Here is a 23,360-nt window from a genome sequence, read left to right as displayed (position 1 = left end):
GGCAGAATATGGAAGGCGTGGTGGATTGGGTAAAAAATCTCGTGTTTTATCTCCTGTTTCTGACTCTGGCGCTCAGCCTTCTGCCCGCGGGGAAGTATGAGAAATACGTCAGGCTGTTCGCGGGGATGGTATTTGTGCTGGCGGCTGTCCGCCCCTTTACGGTGAGCCTGCGGCTGGAGGAAAAGCTGGCCGGGTATATGGAGCAGGTGAGCTTTCAGAATGAGGCGGCGGATTTTGAACGGGAGCTGATGGGAATGGAAGAACGGCGTATGGAGGAGCTGACGAGCAAATATGAGGAAACGGTGGCGGAGCAGGTGGGAGAGATGGCCAGGGAGGCCGGGGTGGAGCCGGAGCGGGTGGAGGTGGAGATCGACGGGGACCGGGAGAGCGAGAGGTTTGGGATGGTGACGGAGGTGGCGGTGGTGGCCGCTGGAAAGGGAAAAACGGAAACAGAGCCGCGGAAAACCAGTCTGGAAGGCAGCCGGATTTCCGTAGAGGCGGTCCGGGAGGTGGAGCCGGTGGAGATCGGAATCGGAAAGGAGAAAGGGAAGGCGGGGCAGGAGACGGCCGGAGGGGACGGGGGACAAGAGGGAGTTTTATTGGATTTGCCTGAGAGAACTGAATCAGAGAGGGAAACTGCGCCAGCTCCCGCCCCTGATGACGGCCCAGCGCCCAAATCCGGGCCGGATGATGGAGAAAGAAACGGCTCAAAGCCGGAAAATGCCCCCGCGTCCTCCGGAAATGCCGCGGTGACCGCCAGACAGGAGCCGGAAACGGCGCCGGAGGAGGCGGAAACAGCTCCGAAACAGAATCTGGATTCCGCCGGGGAATCGAAGGTTTCCGCGGACCTGCGCCGCCGGATCGCGGAATATTATCATTTGGAGGAAGGCCATGTGGAAATTCAACTGGAACATGAGTAAAGAAAAATGGCTGCTGGTGCTGGCCGCCGGAATCTGCCTGATGCTCTTAGCGGTGCCGTCCGGCAGGCAGGGAAATGCCCCGTCGGCCCAGACCGCCGCCGGAAACGCCCCGGCCGGGGGAACGGCCGTTTCCTCCGGGAGAAATTACGAGCGGGAGCTGGAGCGGCGGGTGGAGGAGTTTCTGCGGACGGTGGACGGCGTGGGGGAGGTGGAGGTGATGATCACCTTAAAATCCACGGAGGAAAAGGTGCTTCGAATCGACCGTTCGGAATCCCAGTCGGTGACGGAGGAGACGGACAGCGCCGGGGGCAGCCGGAGCGTGAAAAACGGGGAGAGCCAGGAGAGCACCGTGCTCACCGGGAGCGGCAGCAGTTCCCAGCCCATTGTGGAAAAGGAGCTGATGCCGGAGATTGAGGGCGTGGTGATCAGCGCCCAGGGAGGCGGGGATGTGCGGCTGCAGGCAGAAATTTCCGCGGCCATGGAGGCATTATTCCATGTGCCTCAGCATAAGATAAGAGTATTAAAGCGGGTGGAATAAAGGAGTGTATGCAGCGATGAGGACGATCAGGAGCCATATGAAGGGCATGAAAAATCTCAAGGTGAAAAAGATATTCCGCAGGAACCAGATCATCATCACCACGCTGGCTGTGATGATCGCGGCGGCGGGATATTTGAATTATGCGGGAAAAGAGCAGCTGGCGGCCGGGGACGAGGTCTACGAGGCGGGAGTGATGGAGATTTCCGACGAGGATATTCTGGCGGAAAACCAGGCGGCAGCCGGGGCAGACGGACTGCTTGAGATCCCCAGCCTGGACAATGACCCCTCCGACGAGGCGGAGAACGCGGCCAGCGTGGAGGAGGCCACCATGGCGGCGGAACAGGCGGCAGCGGGAGAGCAGATCCAGACCTCGGACGCGGCGGATGCGGGCATTGACAATCCGGGAGAGGCGGTTCTCACCAGCGGGATGAATGTTTCTGAGTACATAGCGGGGGTGCAGCTGAACCGGGAGCAGGTCCGCGCCAAAAATAAAGAGACCCTGACGGAGATCATCAACAACCAGACCCTGGACGAAAGCTCCAGGCAGGAGGCCGTCCAGAACATGGTAAAGCTGACGGAGGTGGCGGAGAAGGAGAACGCGGCGGAGACCCTGCTGCTGGCCAAAGGGTTTGCGGACCCGGTGGTGAGCATCACCGGCGAGAAGGTGGATGTGGTCATCAACGCCGCCAGCATCACCGATCCCCAGCGGGCTCAGATTGAGGATATTGTAAAACGGAAAGCGGAGGTGGGGGCGGAAAACATCGTGATCACCCTGCTGGACACAGAGGGGTAGAAGACCGGAAAAGGTTTTCGCCGCCCGTTGTCAAATCCCTGCCGTTGTGATAAAATAAGCCATAAGAAACGGAATTGCAGAAATTTGATATACAGGAGGGATTTGACATGGCAGAGATGGATAACAGAAACACCCATAAAGTGTACGAGAAGGAAAAACTGGGCGAGGTCCAGATCGCCGACGAGGTGGTGGCGATCATCGCCGGACTGGCGGCCACAGAGGTGGAGGGCGTGGATTCCATGGCCGGCAATATTACCAACGAGCTGGTTGGCAAGCTGGGCATGAAAAATCTCTCCAAGGGCGTGAAGGTGGATGTGACGGAGGAGCACGTTTCCGTGGATCTCTCCCTGAATATCAAGTATGGCTACAAGATCCCCGCCGTCAGCGAGAAGGTGCAGGACCGGGTGAAGACAGCCATTGAGAACATGACCGGCCTCATGGTCCTGGATGTGAACGTGAAGATTGCCGGAGTCAATATGAACAATTAATGTGAAAAAAGCGTTTGCGGACTGCGGCGCGGCGGGAGAGCTCCTGCCGCGCTGTTTTTCGTTGTGGGGCGGATAGACCGGGTTGAGGATGTTGGAGTTTCTTAGCATAGGAACGGAGACGTGAGAAATAGAAACCACCCGCTATGCGGATGCGCCCATTTTTTATCTCACTGGACGGTGCGGTAGCGTCCTGTATCCTCTGTGTTAGCACTCGATAAAAATGAGTGCTGATTTTTCGTTGACATTTCAAAACCGCAGTATTATAATATGGTTTGTGATAATCAAACTAGAACAGCGGCCCGCCCGCTGTCCGGATAAAGCGGCGGTCCGGCGTCCAAAAGGCCGGAAACGGAAGTCCGGCAAGGGAACAAGGGGGTTCAGGAATCTGGACTGTTCTGTCGCCGGCCGCGGCAAATAAAGAAAATGAGGAGTGATTTTGAAATGTCAGAAAAGAAAGGCAGTTTGTCCATCAACAGCGAGAATATATTCCCAATCATCAAGAAGTGGCTGTATTCCGACCACGACATTTTTTACCGGGAGCTGATTTCCAATGGCTGCGACGCCATCACGAAATTAAAGAAACTGGCTCTCATGGGCGAGTACGAGGAGCCGGAAAACCCGGAGTACAAGATCACTGTGACGGTAAACCAGAAGGAGCGCACCATCGCCGTGGAGGACAACGGCATGGGAATGACGGCGGACGAGGTGGACGAGTACATCAACCAGATCGCCTTCTCCGGCGCCCAGGATTTCTTAAATAAATACAAGGACAAGGCCAACGAGGATCAGATCATCGGCCATTTCGGACTGGGCTTTTACTCCGCGTTCATGGTGGCGGACAAGGTGACCATCGACACCCGCTCCTACAAGGCGGCCGCGGCCCCGGTGCACTGGGAGTCCGAGGGCGGCACGGAGTTTGAGATGAGAGACGGCGACCGGGAGGGCACGGGAACCTGTGTGACCCTGTATTTAAACGAGGACAGCGCCGAGTTTTCCAACGAGTACCGGGCCAGAGAGGTCATTGAGAAATACTGCGCGTTCATGCCCTTCCCCATTTACCTGGTGAACGCAGACGCGGAGCCGCAGTACGAGACCGTGGAGAAAGAGGAGCTGACGGAGAAGGACACGGTGGTGGAGACCATCGTGGAGGAGGAAAAGACGGAGGAGAAGGAGAATGAGGACGGCACCAAGGAGACGGTGGTCGTTTCTCCCCGGACGGAAAAGTATAAGATTTTAAAACGTCCCGTTTCCTTAAACGACACCCATCCTCTGTGGAACAAGCACCCCAACGAGTGCACGGAGGAGGAGTACAAGGCCTTTTACCGGAAGGTATTTCTGGACTACAGAGAGCCCCTGTTCTGGATCCATCTGAACATGGACTACCCCTTTAATCTGAAAGGAATCCTCTATTTTCCGAAGATCAACACGGAGTACGACAGCCTGGAGGGCACCATCAAGCTGTACAACAACCAGGTGTTTATCGCGGATAATATTAAGGAAGTGATTCCGGAGTACCTGCTGCTGTTAAAGGGCGTCATCGACTGCCCGGACCTGCCGTTGAACGTGTCCAGAAGCGCGCTGCAGAACGACGGTTTCGTGAAGAAGATCTCCGACTACATCAGCAAAAAGGTGGCGGACAAGCTGTCAGGAATGTGCAAGACCGAGCGGGAGACCTACGAGAAATACTGGGATGACTTAGCTCCGTTTATCAAGTTCGGCTGCATCAAGGACGAGAAATTCGCGGAGAAGATGAACGACTACATCCTGTTTAAAAACCTGGATGGAAAATACCTGACCTTAAAGGACTGCCTGGAGGAGAACAAGGAAAAGCACGAAAACACCATTTTCTATGTGACGGACGAGAAGGAACAGAGCCAGTACATCAATATGTTTCAGAAAGAGGGACTGGACGCGGTCATCCTTCCTCACAACATTGACAACCCCTTCATCAGCCATCTGGAGCAGAAGAACGAGGGCTTAAAATTCCTCCGCATTGACGCCGATTTAAACGATGTGTTTAAGGAGGAGACGAAGGAGGAGGACGCCGAGGAGTTTGGCAAGCTGGGCGAAAAGCTGACCGGCATCGTGAGAAAGGCTCTTTCCATGGATCAGCTGGAGGTGAAGGCGGAGAAATTAAAGGACGCGTCCTTAGCCTCCATGATCACCGTATCCGAGGAGAGCAGAAGAATGCAGGATATGATGAAAATGTACGGCATGGGCGACACCTCCATGTTTGGCGGAAACAGCGAGACGCTGGTGTTAAATGTGAACCATCCGCTGGTGAAATACGTGCTGGAGCACGAGGACGGAGCCCACACTTCGGCGATCTGTGAGCAGCTCTACGACCTGGCAGAGCTCAGCCACGGCACCCTGACGCCGGAGCGAATGACGAAATTTATTGAGAGAAGCAATGAGATTATGATGGCTATGGCGGAGAAATAAGCGGTTCATAAGCGATTGGAAAGAAATGAGCGGTTAGAAATCGGGAAAAGGCGGAGACGAATCCGGTGGGACGGAGGAGTTTCCGCCTTTTTGCTGGTTCAAAGGGATGTTTTCCGTTTTTTTTGTTTTTTAAGAGAAATATAAGAGAATGGTAATGGAATCCCTGCCCGGCCCTGTGATAGAATCAAGGACATACAGGAATTGGAAATCCGGAAGGAGAGATGGTTATGGAGCGTTGTCCGCACTGCGGGGGAACGGAATTTGAGGTGGAGACGGTGAACCAGGTGGAAGTGAAAAAATGCAGGACCTGCGGCGCCTATGTGGAGGACGCGGGACGGGAGTTTCCCTGGAATTCTTTTGTGCCCCAGTGTGAGAGGGACGAAAGCGGCCGGTATCCCTTCTGTCCGAAATGCGGCTGCAGGGAGGTGAGGCGGCTGTCGGTGGAGGAGCGGATGGTGCGGTCGAATTTGCTGGCGGCTCTGATCGCGGGAGAGCCTTATGAGAGGCAGGCGATGGGAAGGCAGTACGAGTGTCAGAACCCCAAATGCCGCTACCGGTGGGACTGAAAGAGAAAAAAATAAAAATTTTTATAAATGGTTTCGCCGAAACTGGTCTTTGCTCCGTCTAATAAGTATACAAAATCTTTTTTAAGACGGAGGATAAAGAACATGAGAAAAAATTTTGCGAAGATAGCGTGCCTTGGAGCCGCGTCCCTGTCCCTGCTGGCAGGCTGCGGAGTGATAGATCAGTTAAAGGAAGGACGTGGGCTGGGAAAGGTGACTGAGAGCGCGGCCGCAGACAGCGAGAGCGCGGAGGAAGAAATTCTCATGGAGGATGATTTCGCGGAAATTCCGGTTTCCGGAGCCTGGATTCCGGACAGCGTAGAGATGATGAATTCCGAGACGGAGCCGGATCAGAAGATCCGGGACGCCATTGTGGACTACTATGAGGTCCCGGATGAGGAGCTGGCCAATACGAGATATTACTATAATCATGTGGACCTGAATGATGACGGAAAGGATGAGATCCTTGTGCTGGCCGTAGGCCAGTATGTGGGCGGCTCCGGCGGCACCTCTGCCCTTCTGTTAAACGACGATATGACGGTCCGCCAGGCGTTTACCGCCTTTAACGCCCCGGTGGTGATCTCCGAGGAGAGTACCAATGGCTATCACAACCTGGTGCTGGAGCGGACAGATGGAGGCAGCTCAGAGATCGTGGAGCTCACCGCGTCTGAGGACGGAATTTACGAGAATGTGTGGGATACCGAAAAGATGGTGGATCCCAATGAGCTGAAGGGGACCGCCGTGATCTGTGACAACATGACTTATGACGAGAATGCGGATGTTCTCACCTTGGAGGATTGATCAGCTTTTATGAGATTTCTGGAGGGCAGGGGCCATATCAGCGAGCAGGAATTCGCGGCGCTGATGACGGAGTATCGGCAGAGATTCTACCGGATCGCCTACAGCTATGCGAAAAACGAGCACGATGCTCTGGATATTGTGAGTGAGGCCACCTATAAGGGATTGAAACATATCCGTTCCTTAAAGGAGCCATCCCTGTTCCTCACCTGGATGACGCGGATTGTGATCAATACGGCCATTGACGATGTGAAACGGCGGGGCAGATGGGTCGCGCTGGAGGACGGCATGGTGGAAAAACAGGGGTTGTTTGCGGATCCTCCGGACGAGGAGATCCTGTTTGACCTCTACTCCGCCATGGACATCCTGGAGCCGGAGGAACGGATGTGGATTATCCTGAAGTACTTTGAAGAATATTCGTTCAGCGACATTTCCGCCATGCTGGGAGAGCCGGAGAGCACGGTAAAGTCCCGGGTGTACAAATGCCTGAGGCGGATGCGGACCTATATGGAAGGAGGGGAGCGAGATGGGAAATCCGGGAAAAGAACGGTATGACCTGATCCCCATACCGGATGATAAGCTACTCCTGGCCATTGACCGGGGGTTTGTGAAGAACCATCGGATGAGGAGAATGAGACGGCTGCGCCGGTTCGCGGTATCCGCGGCCTCTGTATTCCTGGCCGTTTCCGTGTGTGCCAATGTTCCTTCTGTCTCCGCTTATGCGGAGGAGATTCCCATTCTGCGCTTTTTTGTACAGGCCTTTCAGGCGGGAGAGGGCGGAGAGGAGCTGGAGAACGTAGCTGTTCTGGTGGAAGGCGGCCCGAAGGAGGCGGTGATTTCCTTTGTGGGGGAGGACGGACAGACGGACCGCGCCCTCTCCTATTCTGTGTCTTCTCATCTGGCACCGGCCAGGCTGGAGGTCATTTTCCATGGCGCCGCCCAGATGGATTTTGAGATGATCCGGAAAGAGATTTTAAAGGCCACGGCCGTGCGGGACGTCTATGAAACCATTGCCAGACGGGCTGCGGACTTCAGTTTTGTCATCGCGCTGAACAAGGGCTATAACTACGAAGTGATGGAGTTTGCGGATCCGGGAGAGCTGACTGTGAGCTTTTATCCCGATGCTTACTATGAGAAAGGGGAACCCCACCCGGATCAGGAGATCTATTTCCTTCGCTCTCAAGCGGTTGCCTTCGGGGATGAGCTTAGGGAGCTGCTGGAGCAGTACTGGAAGGAATCCCCCGTCCAGGTGAAGGCGGAGAGCGGAGACTATCTCATCGCTGTGGGAGGCTACGATACCAGAGAGGACGCGGAGGAGGCAGCGGTAGCTTTAGAGGAGCGCTACGGCGACGACTTTTCTCTGTATGTGGACAGCGGCAGAATGGGAGAGGCCCCGGCGGGATAAGGTTTCATGGGCAGAGCCCTTATTGGGGCGATGCCGTAAGCCGGTCAATTTGGCCGGTCTGGATGGCCTCCAGGCAGCGGGAGATCCGCTCCTGGGGCCAGTCCCACCACCGGATCTTTAGTAGTTTTCTGATGGTTTCCTCTGAAAACCGTTTCCGGACTGGCCGGGCGGGAGCGCCTGCCACGATGGTGTACGGCGCCACATCCTTTGTGACCACGGAGCGCGCTCCGATCACCGCTCCGTCGCCAATGGTGACGCCAGCCAAAATTATGGCCTCATATCCAATCCATACATCATTTCCGATGGTAATGTCCCCTTTATTGTCCCAGGCTTTGGTGACGTCTCTTTTTTCCAATCCCCATTCCTCGTAAAAGATGGGAAATGGGTAAGTGGAAAGGGAGGACAGGCTGTGATTGGCGCTGTTGAACAGGAATTTTGCCCCGCAGGCGATGGAACAGAATTTCCCTATCTGAAGCCGGTCCCTGTTGACCGCATAGTGGTAGAGGACGTTGTTCGTTTCAAAATCCCTGGGATCGTGGACGAAGTCGTTGTAGATGGTGAAATCGCCCACAGAGATGGCGGGATCGGTGATGGCGGCCGCCAGGTAGATGGTTTCCCGGTCGCCGGTGCGGGGATAGAGCTTTTTGGGGTTCATGGTCATAAGATTCCTCCTGGTATCATAAGGGCACAGCCTGGGATGGCTGCAGGTGAATAACTGCGGTATCTGATTTTTGACATCTTATTTTATGAAAATGGTTCCTGCCATAGAGAGTATCCATTTGTGAAATACTCTGGTTTGCGAAACACTCTGTTTCGCGAAACGGTCTGTCTGGTGAAGATCGACGCGCTGCGAAACTTCCCGTCTTAAAAAAACACTGTCTGAGGGAACTTCTGGTTTGCAGGAAGTCCTGTCTTGTGAGAGAGTCTGCTTAAAATCCCTTTGCTTTATGAAAACCGGTGACAGCGAATCTGGTCAAACTGGTTGTTTTCCGTCCAGAAGACGGTGTTTTGATCCCTGGAATAGACAAAGGAGACCCGGGTGCCCCACAGGCCTTCCTGGCAGACGGACTGGAGGATGGAGAGGGCGTCCACGGCAGAAAAGTCAGCGGTGCAGGAGGACAGAAGGGACTGGGCCTGTTCGTAGCGCACGTCTCCCGGCACCAGGTAGGGGCGGGTGGATTCCGGGGCCAGAACAGAGTAGTTGGTGATCAGGGAGAAGGGCGCCTGTTCAAGGCGAAAGCCGATGCCCGGCTCCAGGATCAAAGCCCGTCCGGAGGCGTCGGAGAGCAGGGCCTGCATGGTGGCGTCGGGGGCATAGACCACGGGACGGGACTGGGCCAGACGGAGGACATCGTCCAGGGAGAGCTGTCCTTGGAGGAAACGTTCCGTCAGATCGGCGATGGTGACGCAGGCGGGATCATCCCGGTAGGCTCCGGCGGGATTTTCGTGGACGTACAGCAGGGTTCCCGCGTTTCCGCTGCGGTTGACGCCATGGTAGGTGTGCCACCTCCCGTCTGGACGGAGAATGCCGATGGCAAACAGATCCGGCTCTGCGATGACTTTGTGGGTATACAGGGCGAGATCAATCTCAAAATTAAAGCCGGTGATCATATCATGGCCGTTGTGTACAAATCGGGTGCACATTTTAATTCCTCTCTTTCCTGGCCGGATCGGGTTCCGGCCTCTGGCTCTATCATAGAAGATCAGGGCGGTCCGCTCAAGCCACGGTTTGATACAGATGCGATTTGTATAAAGGAACCGGGGCAAAATGGAGGAAAGAGCAACAGGATCCTGTGAGACTCAAATCCCTAAAAAACAGATTTATATGGGATAAAGTGGGAGAAGTACATTGAAACTGCATATTATGGCAATGTGATTCCCAATATTTCTCTTTGAACCCATATGGTTATGTGTCTTAAAAATTTTCTTTTAGAAAGTGGAGATATTCGTAAAACGGCAGAATCCCATGTGATCACAAATACCGCTGTCCTTCCCATGGGTCAAGCCATGGAAACGGCAGCGGCACCTAAATTAGATCTGTTCTTTTTGATAAATGATTTTTCGGATGGCGTAGACAGACAGTCCGTATTCCTCCGCCAATGTCCAGACGGAGACGCCATTCCGGTATGCAGCGGAGATATTCCGATTGCGCTCCTTCAGCTCTTTTCGGTATCCGGAAACTTCACCCCAGCGTTTTTGCCGTTCCTTTTCTGTGGGGATGTAAAGATAGCCTCCCTGGATGTAGGTCTGCAGCTCCCGTACCAGCGCATCGGGAAGGACCGTTGCGGCGTTCACATATTTCATGCAGGCTTCCTCCTTCCATAGATGGTCAGACGGCAAAGCCGGCATGATCCTGTGACGGCTAGAGCTCCATGCAGGTGTCACAGGCCGCCGGCTCTGCATGGAGATCTGCTTCGTTGCGTTTTTTCATCTCTATCACTCCCTTCTGGCGCTGGTTCCCGGATCCCACGGCCGGGACGCTTTGCTTTTATCAGAGGAAATGGCGTTCCAGATCCCTCAAAACCTCCGTTGAAGTTCCGTTTCACCTGTAGGAGGATGGCTGCTCCCACAGCCACGCTCCGGATGGAAAGTGGGATTGGGCACACGTTTTTCCTGTTTCCGACGGGTTTCAGATCAAAGATTCTCACGCAGGCGGGCCTGCATCGGACGTTTCCCCTGTTGTTCCTGGTATTTCCTCATTATACTGCCGAGGGGAGGAGACTGTCAAATGGGAGCGGGGGACAGAAGAACAGGGAGAGGGAAAAGAGCGCGGAGCGGGAGAACATGGTAATTTCCCCACAGGCGTGGTATAATGGGAGGAAATCCGGCAGGGCTGCATGAGATCCTGCCATAGCACGTCAAAGAGAACACGCCAAAGGAGCAAAATGCGATGAATTCCGTGTGCCGCGACATCTTTCAGGCCATTCACGAGGGGAAATGGCTGAGCATTGAATATCGGAATGTTCAGGATCAGGTGACGAAATACTGGATCGGGATCCGGGATCTGTGGCCGGGGAGCCGCACCCTTTCCGTGGAGGGATTCCATCTGGGGAAACGCTGTCTAGAGCAGTTTGACCGGATCTATATTGATTCCATTTTATCTTCCCAGGTGCTGGACGGCACATACTGTCCGGTAAACCAAAGGCTGACGGAGGATATTGCCCTGAATCCAGAGAAATACAGGACGCTGTTTGACCACGGGGCCAATCTGAAAATCCTCAACTATCTGGAGGACTGCAACCGGATGGACACCACCCCTTATAAGCTGGACTTTGCTCTGGTGAGACATCTGGACCGGGAAAGCTTTCACGGCGGGCGTTATGACCTGGATGAGGAGCAGTTTGGGGCCATTGTCCGGGATTTTCAGCTGAAGGCGGAGAGGAAGAAAGAGGAGACAGACACCGGCCGGGTGACGATTCAGCGCCTGGCCATGAATGTGCTGAGCCTTCACACGGCGAAGGGGCTGTACGTACTGGCCTACCGCCGTCTGAATCTGGATGTGAAACAGAGGTGCCTGCGGCCGGAGGATGGTGTGACCGTGTGTATGGAGTTTACCATTGACGGGGCCAAGGAGAGCATCCGAAGATTTCTGGACGGGGGAGATTATGAGCTGTTAAGAGATTTTGAGGGGAATCAGGAGCGGATCAAGGACGCCTTAAGCAAAATGGCCGCAAGGGGCCAGGCGGTGGACGATCTGCCCTATATCATCGGTTTGGGCATCGACATTCCGTTGGACCTGCACCGGGAGTACAGCGGGATTTTGGAGATGTACCAGAGAGGGGAGGTGACGGTGCCGATAAAGGCCTTTTTCGGGGATCTTCTGGACCGGCCCAGGGGAGGCCGGCCTGCGCCCATGGCCCTGCGGGACCGGAGGGTAAATCTGGATCAGCTTTTGGCCATTCACAACGGGATGAAATATCCGGTGGCCTATATCCAGGGTCCGCCGGGCACGGGGAAAACGGAGACCATTGTCAATACGGTGATCACCGCGTTTTTCAATGAGAGGACGGTGCTGTTCTCCTCCTACAATAACCATCCCATCGACGAGGTGGTAAAGAAACTGGAGGGGCTGACTTACCGTGGAAAACCCATTCTCCTCCCCGTTGTGCGGCTGGGCAATCAGGAAAAGCTGAAGGAGGCACTGAAACGGATGAAGTCCCTGCATCAGCAGGCATCCGCTGTCAAGGTGTACGCCTCCACCCTGGAGAGAAATAAGGAGGAGCAGGCGGAGCGGGCCAAACGGCTGTCCGCGTTGCTGAAAAGGTATGAGGACGTGCTGGAGCTGCGGGAGAGGGAGGAGACGATCCGCCGCTTGCTGGAGTACCAGAGAGGGCACGGCGGTTCCATGCAGATGCTGAATTTTGAGGCGGATTTAGGCGGCCGCCAGCTGGCTCAGGTACAGGAGAAATTAAAGAACGAAGGGGAAATTTCCGAGGAGGACGCCCTTGCCCTCCTGGACGAGGATAAGGAGGAGCTGAAAAAGTACCTGTTTTATATCTCCGCCAAATACTTACAGAGGCTGGATGAACCGAAAAATGAGAGGCTGAAAGCCATCCTGTACGGAGAAGATCCGGACAAGCAGGCGGAGGAATTTCAGACCTACCTGGGAGAAGGGGAGAATCTGAAAAACTTCCTGCGAATCTTTCCGCTGGTAGCCACCACCTGCATTTCGGCCCACCGGCTGGGACGCCCCGCCCCCCAGTTCGATATGGTGATTATGGACGAGGCCAGCCAGTGCAACACGGCGGTTTCCCTGGTTCCCATCCTGCGGGGACGGCGGCTGATGCTGGTGGGAGATCCTCAGCAGCTCAATCCCGTCATATTGCTGGACGAGGGCACAAACCGGAAACTGCGGCAGAAATACGGGATTTCCGACGAGTATGATTACCGGAAGAATTCCATTTACAAGACGTATCTGTCCTGTGATTCCGTGAGCGACGAGGTGCTGCTGCGCCGCCACTACCGGTGCGCCAGGAGGATCATTGATTTCAACAACCGAAAATATTACAATTCCCGCCTGCTGGTCTGCACGGAGGAAAAGGAGGGGCGGCCTCTCCAGTATATTGACGTATTAGATTCCAGGGCATACCGGAAGAATACGGCGCCCGGGGAGGCGGAGGCCATCATCCGCTATGCCAGGCAGAACCGGGACCGCTCCATCGGCGTCATCACGCCCTTTGTGAATCAGAAGGAGGCCATTGAGGCGCGGCTGAAGGAAGAAGGGCTGAATCATGTGTCCTGCGGCACGGTTCACGCCTTCCAGGGGGATGAGAAGGACGTGGTGCTTTTTTCCACGGCTTTGACCGACGAGACCTATGAGGGAACTTACCAGTGGCTGAAAAATAACCGGGAGCTGATCAATGTGGCGGTTTCCCGGGCCAAGGACCGGCTGGTAGTGCTTTCCAGCTTGAAAAACCTGGAGCGTCTCCACAAAGAGGGGGAGGCGGATGATCTGTATGATCTGATCCGTTACGTCCGGGCGAATGGGCAGTCTGAGGTGACTCCCAGGGAGACGGACTCCAGGGCGTTAGGGGTAAAACCCTTCAGCACCGCCACAGAGGAGGCTTTTTTGGCCACTCTCACCCATGCCCTGGACAATATCTGGCTCACTCAGAGCCGGTTTTCCGTGGAAAAAGAGGTGGCCATCTCCCAGGTATTTGAAGAAAGCGATGTGCACCGGGACCTGTTTTACTCCGGCCGGTTTGACTTTGTGGTCTATGAGCGGCACGGAGAGAGGAAATTTCCGGTGCTGGCCATTGAGCTGGACGGAATGGAGCACTGTGAAAACGAGGTGGTGAGGCGGCGGGATCAGAAGAAACAGGAGATCTGCAGCCGTCACGGCCTGCAGCTGATCCGGGTGGAAAATTCCTACGCCCGGCGCTATCAGCATATCAAAGGAATTCTGACGGCGTATTTTGCGGTTCGCCATTAAAGCATTCCGTGAGAGAAGGACTTGGAGAAACGGGAGGAAAGAATTATGAGAACGAGAGAGGAGGCTTTGGCCTGCTGCCTGGCCTTTGAAAATACCTCCAGTGATATGCCGTTTCACGACCCCAACTGGGTGGTGGTGCGAAGGCGGGAATCCAAAAAGATGTTTGCCTGCGTGTATGAGAGGAACGGGCAGATCTGGATGAATGTGAAAGTGGATCCGGAGTGGAGGGATTTCTGGCGGAACGCGTTTTCTGCTGTGGTTCCGGCTTACCACATGAATAAGGAGCACTGGAACAGCATCATTCTGGACGGCACAGTGCCGGATGAGGAGATCCGCCGGATGATCGGGGAGAGCTACGACCTGGTGGGAGGCGGGACCGGCGTAGCCGGAAACGGGAGGAAATCCCAGTTTGCCAGGGAGGTGTACCGGATCGTGGCGGCGATTCCGGAGGGAAAGGTGGCCACTTACGGGCAGATTGCCAGGCTGGCGGGAAAGCCCAGGGCCGCCAGAGCCGTGGGAAACCTTCTGCGGGAGTGCCGGGATCCGGATCTTCCCTGCCACAGGGTTGTGAACGGCCAGGGCCATATGGCCCCGGAATTCACTTTCGGCGGTCCAGGAGGCCAAAAGCGTTTGCTGGAGGCGGAGGGAATCCTGGTGACGGGAGAGAAGGTGGATTTGAAACGGTGGCAGATGGGAGAGGAGACGTCCCGCTGAACCCTGCGCGAGGATAAATTTTTGATGAAATCGGAAACGGCGGCCTCTATTACGGCTTGGAGGTGAAACGGCATTTTTGCTCATAAATGTACGTTCCCATAAATGTACACTCCCATAAACGCACATTCCCATAAATATATGTTCTCATAAATATACGTTTCCAAAGGAAAATGCACAAATATGGGATTTAATTGCCAATATGACATATGTTATGAAATTTTCCACCCACTTTATGCCACTAAATCTTGCTTGATTTGGGAATAGATATTTATGTTTCATGTTTTCGTTTCACAATCGGCCTTTTGCCACTCAAGTTCTATTATAGAAAGCCTCCGGCAGAAGGCGCATTCCGCGCAAAGGAAACCAGCAGCTGACGAAACCGCGCCCTGGCGCGCGCGTATGCGCTGCCGCGCACACGTTTTTATTTCATACATTTCCATATTTGCCACAGGACGGTGCTTTCTCCATGATTTGATCCGTGGCTCCAGCGAAAAACAGGCACATACTAAAGGTGGCAGCAGACGGAATTTGAAAATGGTTTGCTGAACAGAAAGCAGGCTTTTGCGGGGAGCGGGAAAGGAGCCGGGACAAGCGGTGGAGACGGCGGGATCCGAAGGGTCGGTTGCCGCGGTTGACCGGCCGCTGTTTCGATGGCAGCCGCACCCGGTATCTCAAAGGCCGGAAAGGAGCAGAGGCAAATGGAGAAACAGGAAAAGAAACGGGCTCTGGCCATTGCGGCGGTGCCGGTGCAGCCCTGGGGAGAGCTCTATGGCCGGGAGACAGCATTCCGGCAGGGCACGGTGTTTAAGGATCTGGATCTGCCGTTTTTCGCGTCAGACTCACTGGAGGAGCCGGTCAGGCGGCCCTCCTCAGAGGACGGCCAGGCAGAGCTGATGCAGGAGCTTTGTGAAGTCAGTTTCCTGCTGGATGATTTAACCCTCTATCTGGACACCCACCCGGAGGACAAACAGGCGTGGGACATTTATCAGGAGAACAACCAGAAACGAAAGGAACTGAAGGAGACGTTCGCAAAACGGTTTTATCCCCTGACCAGGGACTGTATGGCGTTCTGCGGGGACTATGGATGGGAGAACGGCGTGCCGCCGTGGGAAGGAGGGTGCTGTTAATGTGGACTTATGAAAAACGACTGCAATTTCCGGTGAAGATCACCCAAACCTGTCCCAAGACGGCCAAACTCATTATCAGCCAGTACGGCGGGCCGGACGGGGAGCTTTCCGCCTCCCTTCGGTATCTGTCCCAGCGTTACAGTATGCCGGTGAAAGCAGTGGGCGGCCTGCTCACGGACATCGGCACGGAGGAGCTGGCTCACATGGAGATGATCTGTGCCATGGTGTATCAGCTGACGAAGAATCTGACGCCGGAACAGGTGAAGGAGGAGGGCTTTGACGCCTACTATATTGATCACACCACAGGCCTGTGGCCGCAGGCGGCGTCCAGCTTGCCCTTCTGTGCCACGGAGTTTCAGTCCAAGGGAGATGCCATCGCGGATCTGACGGAAGATCTGGCGGCGGAGCAGAAAGCCCGGGTCGTGTATGAGAACCTTCTTCGGGTCATCCGGGATCCGGAGGTGCGGGAGCCGTTAAAATTCCTGCGGGCCAGGGAGATCGTCCACTTCCAGCGGTTCGGCGAGGCCCTGGAACGGACAAAGGACAAGCTGGACGAGAAAAACTATTATTTCTTCAATCCGGAATTTGACAAGGCAGTAAACGGATATGGCCGCTAACGCGGTTATCACGAATCATGAGAGCCAGATGGTTCCACGCCTGCGGCGTTCCCGCCATCTGCCGCGAGGGCGCGCCCATCTATATCGCCGCCATCCGGGGCTTTCAGAGGAAACCTCTGTGATAGGGCAGAAATCTGGGCTGCAAGAAGGCCCCGGACCGGGTGAGGCGTGATGGCCCGGGCCCCCCGGATACCCGGGAGGTTTTGGAGAAGTCTGGGATCACCAGGCCTGTCCCGATGCGGGCTCGCGTAAGGTTCCTTCCGGCAGCCGTTTCCCGGCGGTCTCCTGTCCCATAGGGCGGATTTTCGGGGCCAGTGTCGAAAATTTGCATAGCCTGTCGGCCGAATTTGTTTGATTTTTTCCCTTTTTCAGTATAAAATAAAGAAAGTCCCGAATTATACGGAAAGGGTAAGGAGGCTGACAAAAAAGGGGACGCTCTGTATTGATCCGGCGGAATGGCCGGCGCTCTCCCTCAGGGGAGGAGGTCATGGGTTCATGGCCGGTGCAAAGGAGAATGAATAAATGGAGATCGCGAAAGAGGAGCTGATCCGTAGGATTGAGCTGGCAAGGAGGGCGCTGAATGAGAGCATAGATCTGAACGCGGAGTACGAGGAGATCTACCTCAACAGTGTCAATCTCGACAAATTAATAGAAGAATATATTGCGTGCGGCTACTGAGCTGGCGCGCCGATGGAGACGCGGCCCTAAAATGGGGCCGCGTTTTTGCGCCGTCGCCTGACAGCACGCCCTTCAACCAGGAAAAATCCCCGGTCAGCCAGAAAACGGGGAGAGACACCGCCAAAGAACCATTATGTGATTTGCCGTGAGATGGAATCAGAGCGTATCAAAAAGCATATCTTTTGTCCGACGGACAGAAAAGAAATCCCCTCCGGCGGGAAACCGGGATCCGGCCGCCGCACAGGTCCAATCATCCGTCATGATTCCAGGCCCGCCGGAACGGGCCATGGCAGGCAGACGGGAAACCAGCCGGATTCCTGGGGAAGACAGGCCCCGGAGGATCCATCCCGGAGCCCGAAGGCCAGGAATTCTCCCAATGTGTGTATAAAAATACAAACAATAAAATATTTATAAAAAAATGCTTGCATAATTATAATCATAGATGTATAATCATTCACAACTTAAGAAATGGCCCGAACGGGCCGGGAAAACCAGAAATCAATCAGGAGGAAACAATTATGGAAAAGAAATATAACAAAGTTGTGCTGGCATATTCCGGAGGTCTTGACACGTCTGTACTGATTCCGTGGTTAAAGGAGCACTACGGCTGCGAGGTAGTGGCCGTGTCCGGAGACGTGGGACAGGGGACGGAGCTGGACGGCCTGGAGGAGAAGGCGATCAAGACCGGCGCCTCAAAATTATACATTGTAGACGCGAAAAAAGAGTTTGTGGATGACTATATTATCCCCACCATGCAGGCGGGAGCCACCTATGAGAAATATCTGCTGGGCACTTCCTTCGCCCGCCCGATCCTGGCAAAGAAGATTGTGGAGATCGCCCTCAAAGAGGGAGCGGACGCCATCTGCCACGGCTGTACCGGAAAGGGCAACGACCAGGTGCGTTTCGAGCTGGCCATCAAGGCCTTCGCCCCTCATATGGATGTGATTGCCCCCTGGCGTTTCTGGGAGTTAAACAGCCGCGAGAAGGAGATCGAGTACGCGGAAAAACACAACATCCCCTTAAAGATCAACAAAGAGACCAATTATTCCAAGGATAAGAACTTATGGCACCTCTCCCACGAGGGACTGGATCTGGAGGATCCGGCAAACGAAGCGCCCATCAACAAGCCGGGCTTTCTGGAGTTAAGCGTTTCCCCGGAGCAGGCGCCGGACGTTCCCACCTACGTGACCATTCACTTTGAGAAGGGCGTTCCCACCGCCGTGGACGGGGAGGAGTTAGACAGCGTAGCCCTCATTGAGAAACTAAACGCTTTAGGCGGAGCCAACGGCATCGGGATTCTGGACATCGTGGAGAACCGTCTGGTGGGCATGAAGAGCCGCGGCATCTACGAGACTCCCGGCGGAGCCATTCTCTACGCGGCTCACGAGAAACTGGAGGAGATCACCCTGGATCGGGAGACCCAGCACTACAAGCAGCAGCTTGCGTTAAAATTTGCGGAGCTGGTGTACAACGGGCAGTGGTTCACCCCCCTGCGCAAGGCCATGAGCGCCTTCGTCACTTCCACCCAGGAGTGCGTGACCGGAGATGTGAAACTGAAACTTTACAAAGGAAATATCATCCCGGCGTCTGTGACCTCACCCTACACCCTGTATTCCGAGGACATCGCCACCTTCGGCGAGGATCACTCCTACAACCAGGCAGATTCGGAAGGATTTATCAACCTGTTCGGCCTGCCCATCAAGGTGAGGGCGTTAAATGACCAGGCGTTGGCAGACAAGACGGGAAAAGGATTCCCGGGAGTAGAATAAACAGGCATTTAGGAGGACAGACAGATGGCAAAGCTCTGGGCGGGACGGTTTCAGAAGGAGACGGACCGGACGGTAAACGATTTTAATTCTTCAGTAATGTTCGACTGCCGGATGTACGCGGAGGACATTCAGGGTTCCATGGCTCACGCGGCCATGCTGGGCCGGCAGGGGATCATTCCAAAGGAGGACGCGGAGGCCATCCGCGAGGGCCTGAAGGGAATTCTGGCTGATATTGAGGCGGGGAACATCCATTTTTCCCCGGAGGCCTATGAGGATATTCACATGGCCAATGAGCAGCTCCTCACGGAGCGCATCGGGGACGCGGGGAAACGGCTCCACACCGCCCGCTCCCGCAACGACCAGGTGGCCCTGGATATGCGTCTTTACGTGAGAAAGCAGATCGGGGAGCTGCGCGGCCTGGTGCTGGAGCTGATGGAGGTGCTCTGTACCCTGGCGGAGGGCAATATGGAGACGGTGATGCCGGGCTACACCCATTTGCAGCGGGCGCAGCCCATCACCTTCGCCCACCATCTCATGGCCTATGCCAATATGTTAAAGAGGGATGTGAGGCGGTTAGAAAACTGCCTGGACGGCCTGGATGAGCTGCCCCTCGGCAGCGGCGCTCTGGCCGGGACCACCTATCCCATCGACCGGGAATTTGTGGCCGGGGAACTGGGATTTTCCGCCGTCATGGACAATTCCCTGGACGGGGTGTCCGACCGGGACTACTGCATCGAGCTCTGTTCCAGCCTTTCCATTCTCATGATGCACCTTTCCAGGCTGTCGGAGGAGGTCATCCTCTGGTGTTCCTGGGAGTTTAAATTTATCGAGCTGGACGACGCCTATTCCACCGGCTCCTCCATCATGCCCCAGAAGAAGAATCCGGACGTGTGCGAGCTGATCCGCGGAAAGACGGGGCGGGTTTACGGAGACCTGCAGACCCTGCTCACCTTCATGAAGGGCCTGCCCCTGGCTTATAATAAGGATATGCAGGAGGATAAGGAGGCGGTGTTTGACGCCATCGACACGGTGAAAAACTGCCTGAAGGTGTTTGCCCCCATGCTGGCCACCATGACAGTTTTGCCGGCCAATATGGAGCTGGCGGCCAGAAAGGGCTTTTTAAACGCCACAGATTGCGCCGACTACCTGACGAAACGGGGACTGCCCTTCCGGGATGCCTACAAGGCGGTGGGAACCCTGGTCCATGTGTGCATGGAGACGGGAAACACCCTGGATACCCTGCCTCTGGAGGAGTACCAGAAGATCTGCCCGGCCTTTGAGGAGGACGTGTACCAGGCCATTGACTTAATGACCTGCGTAAAAGAGCGGAAATCCTTAGGCGGCCCGGCCCCGGAGGAAGTGGCCAGGCAGCTGGGAAAGATCAAGGCGTTTTTGACAAAAAAAGAGCAGGAAATATAACAACATAACCATAAAACGGAGAAACGGGAAGGAGAAGTCTCATGAGCGGGAAACCGAAAATTTACATAGACGGCAGAGAGGGCACCACCGGCCTGCAGATCTATGAGCGCCTGGGGGCGCGGACGGATCTGGAGCTGCTCCTCATCGACGAGGGGAAACGGAAGGACCCGGAGGAGAGAAAGAAATTTTTAAACGCCGCGGACATCGCCTTCCTGTGCCTCCCGGACGGGGCGGCGAAAGAAGCGGTGGCCATGATCGAAAACCCCGCCACGAGGGTGATTGACGCCTCCACGGCCCACCGGACGGCGGAAGGCTGGGTGTACGGCTTTCCGGAGCTTTCCGGGGAGAGGCGGGAGGCGGTGAAAGGAGCAGCGCGGGTGGCAAACCCCGGCTGCCACGCCACCGGCTTTATCGCGTCGGTCTACCCCCTGCGTGCCCTTGGAATTTTAAAAGAGGACGCGGCTCTCACCTGCTTTTCCCTGACGGGATACTCCGGGGGAGGGAAAAAGATGATCGCAGAGTACGAGGCGGAAGGGAGAGACCCGGCCTTAAATTCCCCCAGGATCTACGGCCTGAATTTAAACCACAAGCACCTGCCGGAGATGAAGGCGGTGTGCGGCCTCCATCTGGCTCCCGTGTTCTGCCCGGTGGTGGATGACTACTACAAGGGGATGGCGACCACCGTGGCCCTTCCCGCCGGTCTCACCGGCGGCCTGGGGGCGGAGCGGCTCCGGGAGGAGCTGGCGGCCTGGTACGAGGGACAGACCATGGTCCAGGTGGCCCCCTTCGGGGCGGGAGGCCCCATGGTGGCCGGAAATGAGATGGCCGGCCGGGACAGCCTGGTTCTGTATGTGAACGGCCATGAGGATCAGGCCATCGTCACAGCCGTGTTTGACAACCTGGGAAAAGGCGCCTCCGGCGCCGCCGTCCAGAATATGAACCTGATGCTGGGACTGGAGGAAACTGCCGGACTGACGGTATAAACCGGCGCGGGCTGGCGTATGAGAGCGAAAGGGAAAGAAAAAGGGAGGAACCGTATGTTTCATATCATAGAGGGCGGTGTCTGCGCCGCCAAAGGATTCCAGGCGGGGGCGGTCCGCTGCGGGATCAAGGAGACGTCTGAAAAAGATGACACGGCCGTGATCGTGTCGGAAAACCCCTGCGCGGCGGCGGCGGTCTACACCAGAAACCGGGTGAAGGCGGCCCCCCTGCAGGTGACGAGAGAGCACCTGGAGGACGGAAAGGCCCAGGCAGTGATCATCAACTCCGGAAATGCCAACGCCTGCGCCCCGGACGGCCTGGAAAATGCCAGGAGAGAGGCGGCCGCCTGCGGCAGGCTGCTGGGAATTGACGAGAAGGACGTGGTGGTCTGCTCCACCGGCGTTATCGGCGTGCGGCTGCCGGTGGAAGTGATCGAGGAGAACCTGCCGGCATTGACCCTTTCCGGGGACGGGAACGAGGCGGCAGCCAAAGCCATTATGACCACGGACACAGTGCCGAAAATCATGGCGGTGGAGTTTACGGCGGGAGGAGTCCCCTGCCGCCTGGGCGGCATCTGCAAGGGCTCCGGCATGATTCACCCCAACATGGGCACCATGCTCTGCATTCTCACCACGGACTGCGCTATCAGTGACGCGGTGCTCCAGGAGACCCTGAGAAAAAAAGTGGCCGTTTCCTTCAACCGCGTTTCCGTGGACGGCGATACCTCCACCAACGACACCTGCTGCATCCTGGCAAACGGCCAGGCGGGCAATCCGGAGATCACCGCGGCGGAGGGCGAGGACTATGAGAATTTCGCGGCAGCCCTGGAAATGGTGTGCGTGGAGCTGGCGAAAAAGATCGCTGCCGACGGAGAGGGCGCCGGAAGGCTGGTGACCTGCACCGTGTCAGGGGCGGCGGACGAGAATGCCGCGGAGACTCTGGCCAAATCCGTCTGCTCCTCCTCTCTGGTAAAAGCGGCCATGTTCGGGGCCGACGCCAACTGGGGCCGCATTCTCTGCGCCATGGGCTACTCCGGCATTGAATTTGACCCGGAGGGAGTGGACGTGGATTTTGCCTCCCAGGCAGGGCAGATCGCCGTGTGCCGGGACGGCCGGGCGGTGGAGTTTAACGAGGATCAGGCCAAGGAGATTTTATCCCAGCCGGAGGTGACGATTCTCATTTCCCTGAAGGAAGGGGAATCGGCAGTCACGGCCTGGGGGTGTGATCTCACCTACGAGTATGTGAGGATCAACGGAGACTACAGGACGTAAGGGGGAGAATGCGATGAGTGAGGGGATCATTCTGAATCCGGAGGACAGGGCCGCCGTGCTGGTGGAGGCCCTTCCTTATATCCAGGAGTACTACGGTCAGACCGTGGTGGTAAAATACGGCGGAAACGCCATGATCAATGAGGAACTGAAGGACGCGGTGATCCGGGACATCGTGCTGCTGTCCCTGGTGGGCGTGCGGGTGGTGGTGGTCCACGGCGGGGGCCCGGAGATTTCCGGGATGTTAAAGAAAATCGGAAAAGAATCCCGCTTTGTAAAGGGACTGCGCTACACCGACCGGGAGACTATGGACGTGGTGCAGATGATCCTGTGCGGAAAGGTAAACAAGGATCTGGTGGCCCTGCTGGAGAAGGCGGGCGGCCAGGGAGTGGGCCTTGGCGGTATGGACGGAGGCCTGTTCTCCGCCAGACGGCTGACGGACCCGGACGGCACGGATTACGGCTATGTGGGGGAGATCACCGATGTGAACCCGAAACCGGTGGCGGATATGTTAAACGCCGGCTACATTCCCGTGGTGTCCAGCGTGGCCCGGGGAGTGGACGACGATACCAACTACAATATCAACGCGGATACGGCGGCGGCCAAGCTGGCCATAGCCTTAAAGGCGAGAAAGCTCATCCTGCTCACGGACGTGAGAGGGCTTTTGCGGGACCCGAAGGATGATTCCACCCTGATCCACAGCCTGAAGGTGTCGGAGGTGCCGGTGCTGGTGAAGGAGGGCGTGATCTCCGGCGGCATGATCCCCAAGGTGGAGTGCTGCGTGGAGGCGGTCCGCAACGGCGTGGAACGGGCCAACATCCAGGACGGCCGTGTCAAGCACTCCATTTTGATGGAGCTTTTATCCACCGCCGGCGTGGGAACGATGCTGCATTAGGAAACGGGGAGGC

At 56.0% G+C, this 23,360-nt stretch carries 22 protein-coding genes; 19 read left to right on the top strand and 3 right to left on the bottom strand.

Annotated elements, in window-relative coordinates; translation table 11 throughout:
- Positions 1-8: 8 nt before the first annotated feature.
- The 9 genes from B5E84_RS07675 (at position 9) to B5E84_RS07635 (ending at position 7,947) form a co-directional block, all read left to right on the top strand.
- Positions 9-920 (top strand): stage III sporulation protein AF, encoded by a 912-nt coding sequence (locus B5E84_RS07675; RefSeq protein ID WP_087221477.1) that lies wholly within the window; start codon positions 9-11, stop codon positions 918-920.
- The gene (locus tag B5E84_RS07670; RefSeq protein ID WP_330374209.1) at positions 892-1,458 is read left to right on the top strand and encodes a hypothetical protein; all 567 of its coding nucleotides are present in this window, start codon (positions 892-894) and stop codon (positions 1,456-1,458) included. The genes B5E84_RS07675 and B5E84_RS07670 overlap by 29 nt, the downstream gene beginning before the upstream one ends.
- Before the next feature lie 16 nt (positions 1,459-1,474).
- Positions 1,475-2,251, top strand: coding sequence for a SpoIIIAH-like family protein (locus B5E84_RS07665; RefSeq protein WP_087221471.1), 777 nt, complete (start codon positions 1,475-1,477; stop codon positions 2,249-2,251).
- 107 nt (positions 2,252-2,358) lie between these two features.
- Entirely contained in the window at positions 2,359-2,739 is a 381-nt protein-coding gene (locus B5E84_RS07660) for an Asp23/Gls24 family envelope stress response protein (protein ID WP_087221468.1), read from the top strand.
- 441 nt (positions 2,740-3,180) lie between these two features.
- Positions 3,181-5,181, top strand: a complete 2,001-nt coding sequence (htpG, locus tag B5E84_RS07655; RefSeq protein ID WP_087221465.1) for a molecular chaperone HtpG — start codon at positions 3,181-3,183, stop codon at positions 5,179-5,181.
- Positions 5,182-5,408: 227 nt separating this feature from the next.
- Positions 5,409-5,747: a hypothetical protein gene (locus B5E84_RS07650; RefSeq protein WP_087221462.1), complete on the top strand. Its 339-nt coding sequence runs from the start codon at positions 5,409-5,411 to the stop codon at positions 5,745-5,747.
- Positions 5,748-5,849: 102 nt separating this feature from the next.
- Entirely contained in the window at positions 5,850-6,545 is a 696-nt protein-coding gene (locus B5E84_RS07645) for a hypothetical protein (protein WP_087221459.1), read from the top strand.
- Between the two features lie 9 nt (positions 6,546-6,554).
- On the top strand, positions 6,555-7,097 hold the full coding sequence (locus B5E84_RS07640) for a sigma-70 family RNA polymerase sigma factor (protein ID WP_087221456.1): 543 nt from the start codon (positions 6,555-6,557) through the stop codon (positions 7,095-7,097).
- Positions 7,069-7,947, top strand: a complete 879-nt coding sequence (locus B5E84_RS07635; protein WP_087221454.1) for a hypothetical protein — start codon at positions 7,069-7,071, stop codon at positions 7,945-7,947. The genes B5E84_RS07640 and B5E84_RS07635 overlap by 29 nt, the downstream gene beginning before the upstream one ends.
- A 19-nt stretch (positions 7,948-7,966) precedes the next feature.
- Here the strand turns inward: B5E84_RS07635 and B5E84_RS07630 are convergent, their stop codons facing one another.
- The 3 genes from B5E84_RS07630 to B5E84_RS07620 all read right to left on the bottom strand — a co-directional run bounded on the left by B5E84_RS07630 (position 7,967) and on the right by B5E84_RS07620 (position 10,251).
- Positions 7,967-8,608, bottom strand: coding sequence for a CatB-related O-acetyltransferase (locus B5E84_RS07630; protein ID WP_087221451.1), 642 nt, complete (start codon positions 8,606-8,608; stop codon positions 7,967-7,969).
- A gap of 284 nt (positions 8,609-8,892) precedes the next feature.
- Positions 8,893-9,591: a C45 family peptidase gene (locus B5E84_RS07625; RefSeq protein WP_087221447.1), complete on the bottom strand. Its 699-nt coding sequence runs from the start codon at positions 9,589-9,591 to the stop codon at positions 8,893-8,895.
- A gap of 387 nt (positions 9,592-9,978) precedes the next feature.
- Positions 9,979-10,251 (bottom strand): CD3324 family protein, encoded by a 273-nt coding sequence (locus B5E84_RS07620; protein ID WP_087221445.1) that lies wholly within the window; start codon positions 10,249-10,251, stop codon positions 9,979-9,981.
- A 586-nt stretch (positions 10,252-10,837) separates the two neighbouring features.
- Here B5E84_RS07620 and B5E84_RS07610 point away from each other — a divergent pair.
- From B5E84_RS07610 to argB, 10 genes are all read left to right on the top strand, one after another.
- Complete coding sequence (locus B5E84_RS07610) at positions 10,838-13,879, top strand: AAA domain-containing protein (RefSeq protein ID WP_087221439.1); 3,042 nt, start codon at positions 10,838-10,840, stop codon at positions 13,877-13,879.
- Positions 13,880-13,924: 45 nt separating this feature from the next.
- Positions 13,925-14,593, top strand: coding sequence for a methylated-DNA--[protein]-cysteine S-methyltransferase (locus tag B5E84_RS07605; protein WP_087221436.1), 669 nt, complete (start codon positions 13,925-13,927; stop codon positions 14,591-14,593).
- 698 nt (positions 14,594-15,291) lie between these two features.
- Positions 15,292-15,720 carry a spore coat protein CotJB gene (locus tag B5E84_RS21060; protein ID WP_162612825.1) on the top strand — a complete coding sequence of 143 codons (429 nt, stop codon included), beginning with the start codon at positions 15,292-15,294 and terminating at the stop codon, positions 15,718-15,720.
- On the top strand, positions 15,720-16,337 hold the full coding sequence (locus tag B5E84_RS07595) for a manganese catalase family protein (protein WP_087221430.1): 618 nt from the start codon (positions 15,720-15,722) through the stop codon (positions 16,335-16,337). The genes B5E84_RS21060 and B5E84_RS07595 overlap by 1 nt, the downstream gene beginning before the upstream one ends.
- Before the next feature lie 522 nt (positions 16,338-16,859).
- The gene (locus B5E84_RS20375; RefSeq protein ID WP_143469196.1) at positions 16,860-17,015 is read left to right on the top strand and encodes a Spo0E family sporulation regulatory protein-aspartic acid phosphatase; all 156 of its coding nucleotides are present in this window, start codon (positions 16,860-16,862) and stop codon (positions 17,013-17,015) included.
- Positions 17,016-17,533: 518 nt separating this feature from the next.
- Positions 17,534-18,784, top strand: coding sequence for an argininosuccinate synthase (locus tag B5E84_RS07585; protein ID WP_087221425.1), 1,251 nt, complete (start codon positions 17,534-17,536; stop codon positions 18,782-18,784).
- A gap of 24 nt (positions 18,785-18,808) precedes the next feature.
- Positions 18,809-20,203: an argininosuccinate lyase gene (gene argH, locus B5E84_RS07580; RefSeq protein ID WP_087221422.1), complete on the top strand. Its 1,395-nt coding sequence runs from the start codon at positions 18,809-18,811 to the stop codon at positions 20,201-20,203.
- Between the two features lie 41 nt (positions 20,204-20,244).
- Positions 20,245-21,186 carry an N-acetyl-gamma-glutamyl-phosphate reductase gene (gene argC / locus B5E84_RS07575; RefSeq protein ID WP_087221419.1) on the top strand — a complete coding sequence of 314 codons (942 nt, stop codon included), beginning with the start codon at positions 20,245-20,247 and terminating at the stop codon, positions 21,184-21,186.
- 54 nt (positions 21,187-21,240) lie between these two features.
- A complete protein-coding gene (gene argJ, locus B5E84_RS07570; RefSeq protein ID WP_087221416.1) occupies positions 21,241-22,455 on the top strand; it encodes a bifunctional glutamate N-acetyltransferase/amino-acid acetyltransferase ArgJ in 1,215 nt (404 codons plus the stop codon).
- 13 nt (positions 22,456-22,468) lie between these two features.
- Entirely contained in the window at positions 22,469-23,347 is an 879-nt protein-coding gene (gene argB / locus B5E84_RS07565) for an acetylglutamate kinase (RefSeq protein WP_087221414.1), read from the top strand.
- Positions 23,348-23,360 lie beyond the last annotated feature (13 nt).

Origin of the sequence: Lachnoclostridium sp. An14, from assembly GCF_002160755.1 — a bacterium.
GTDB lineage: Bacteria > Bacillota > Clostridia > Lachnospirales > Lachnospiraceae > Lachnoclostridium_A.
Note: the sequence above shows the minus strand (reverse complement) of the source record. Positions and strands in the feature narration are given on the sequence as shown.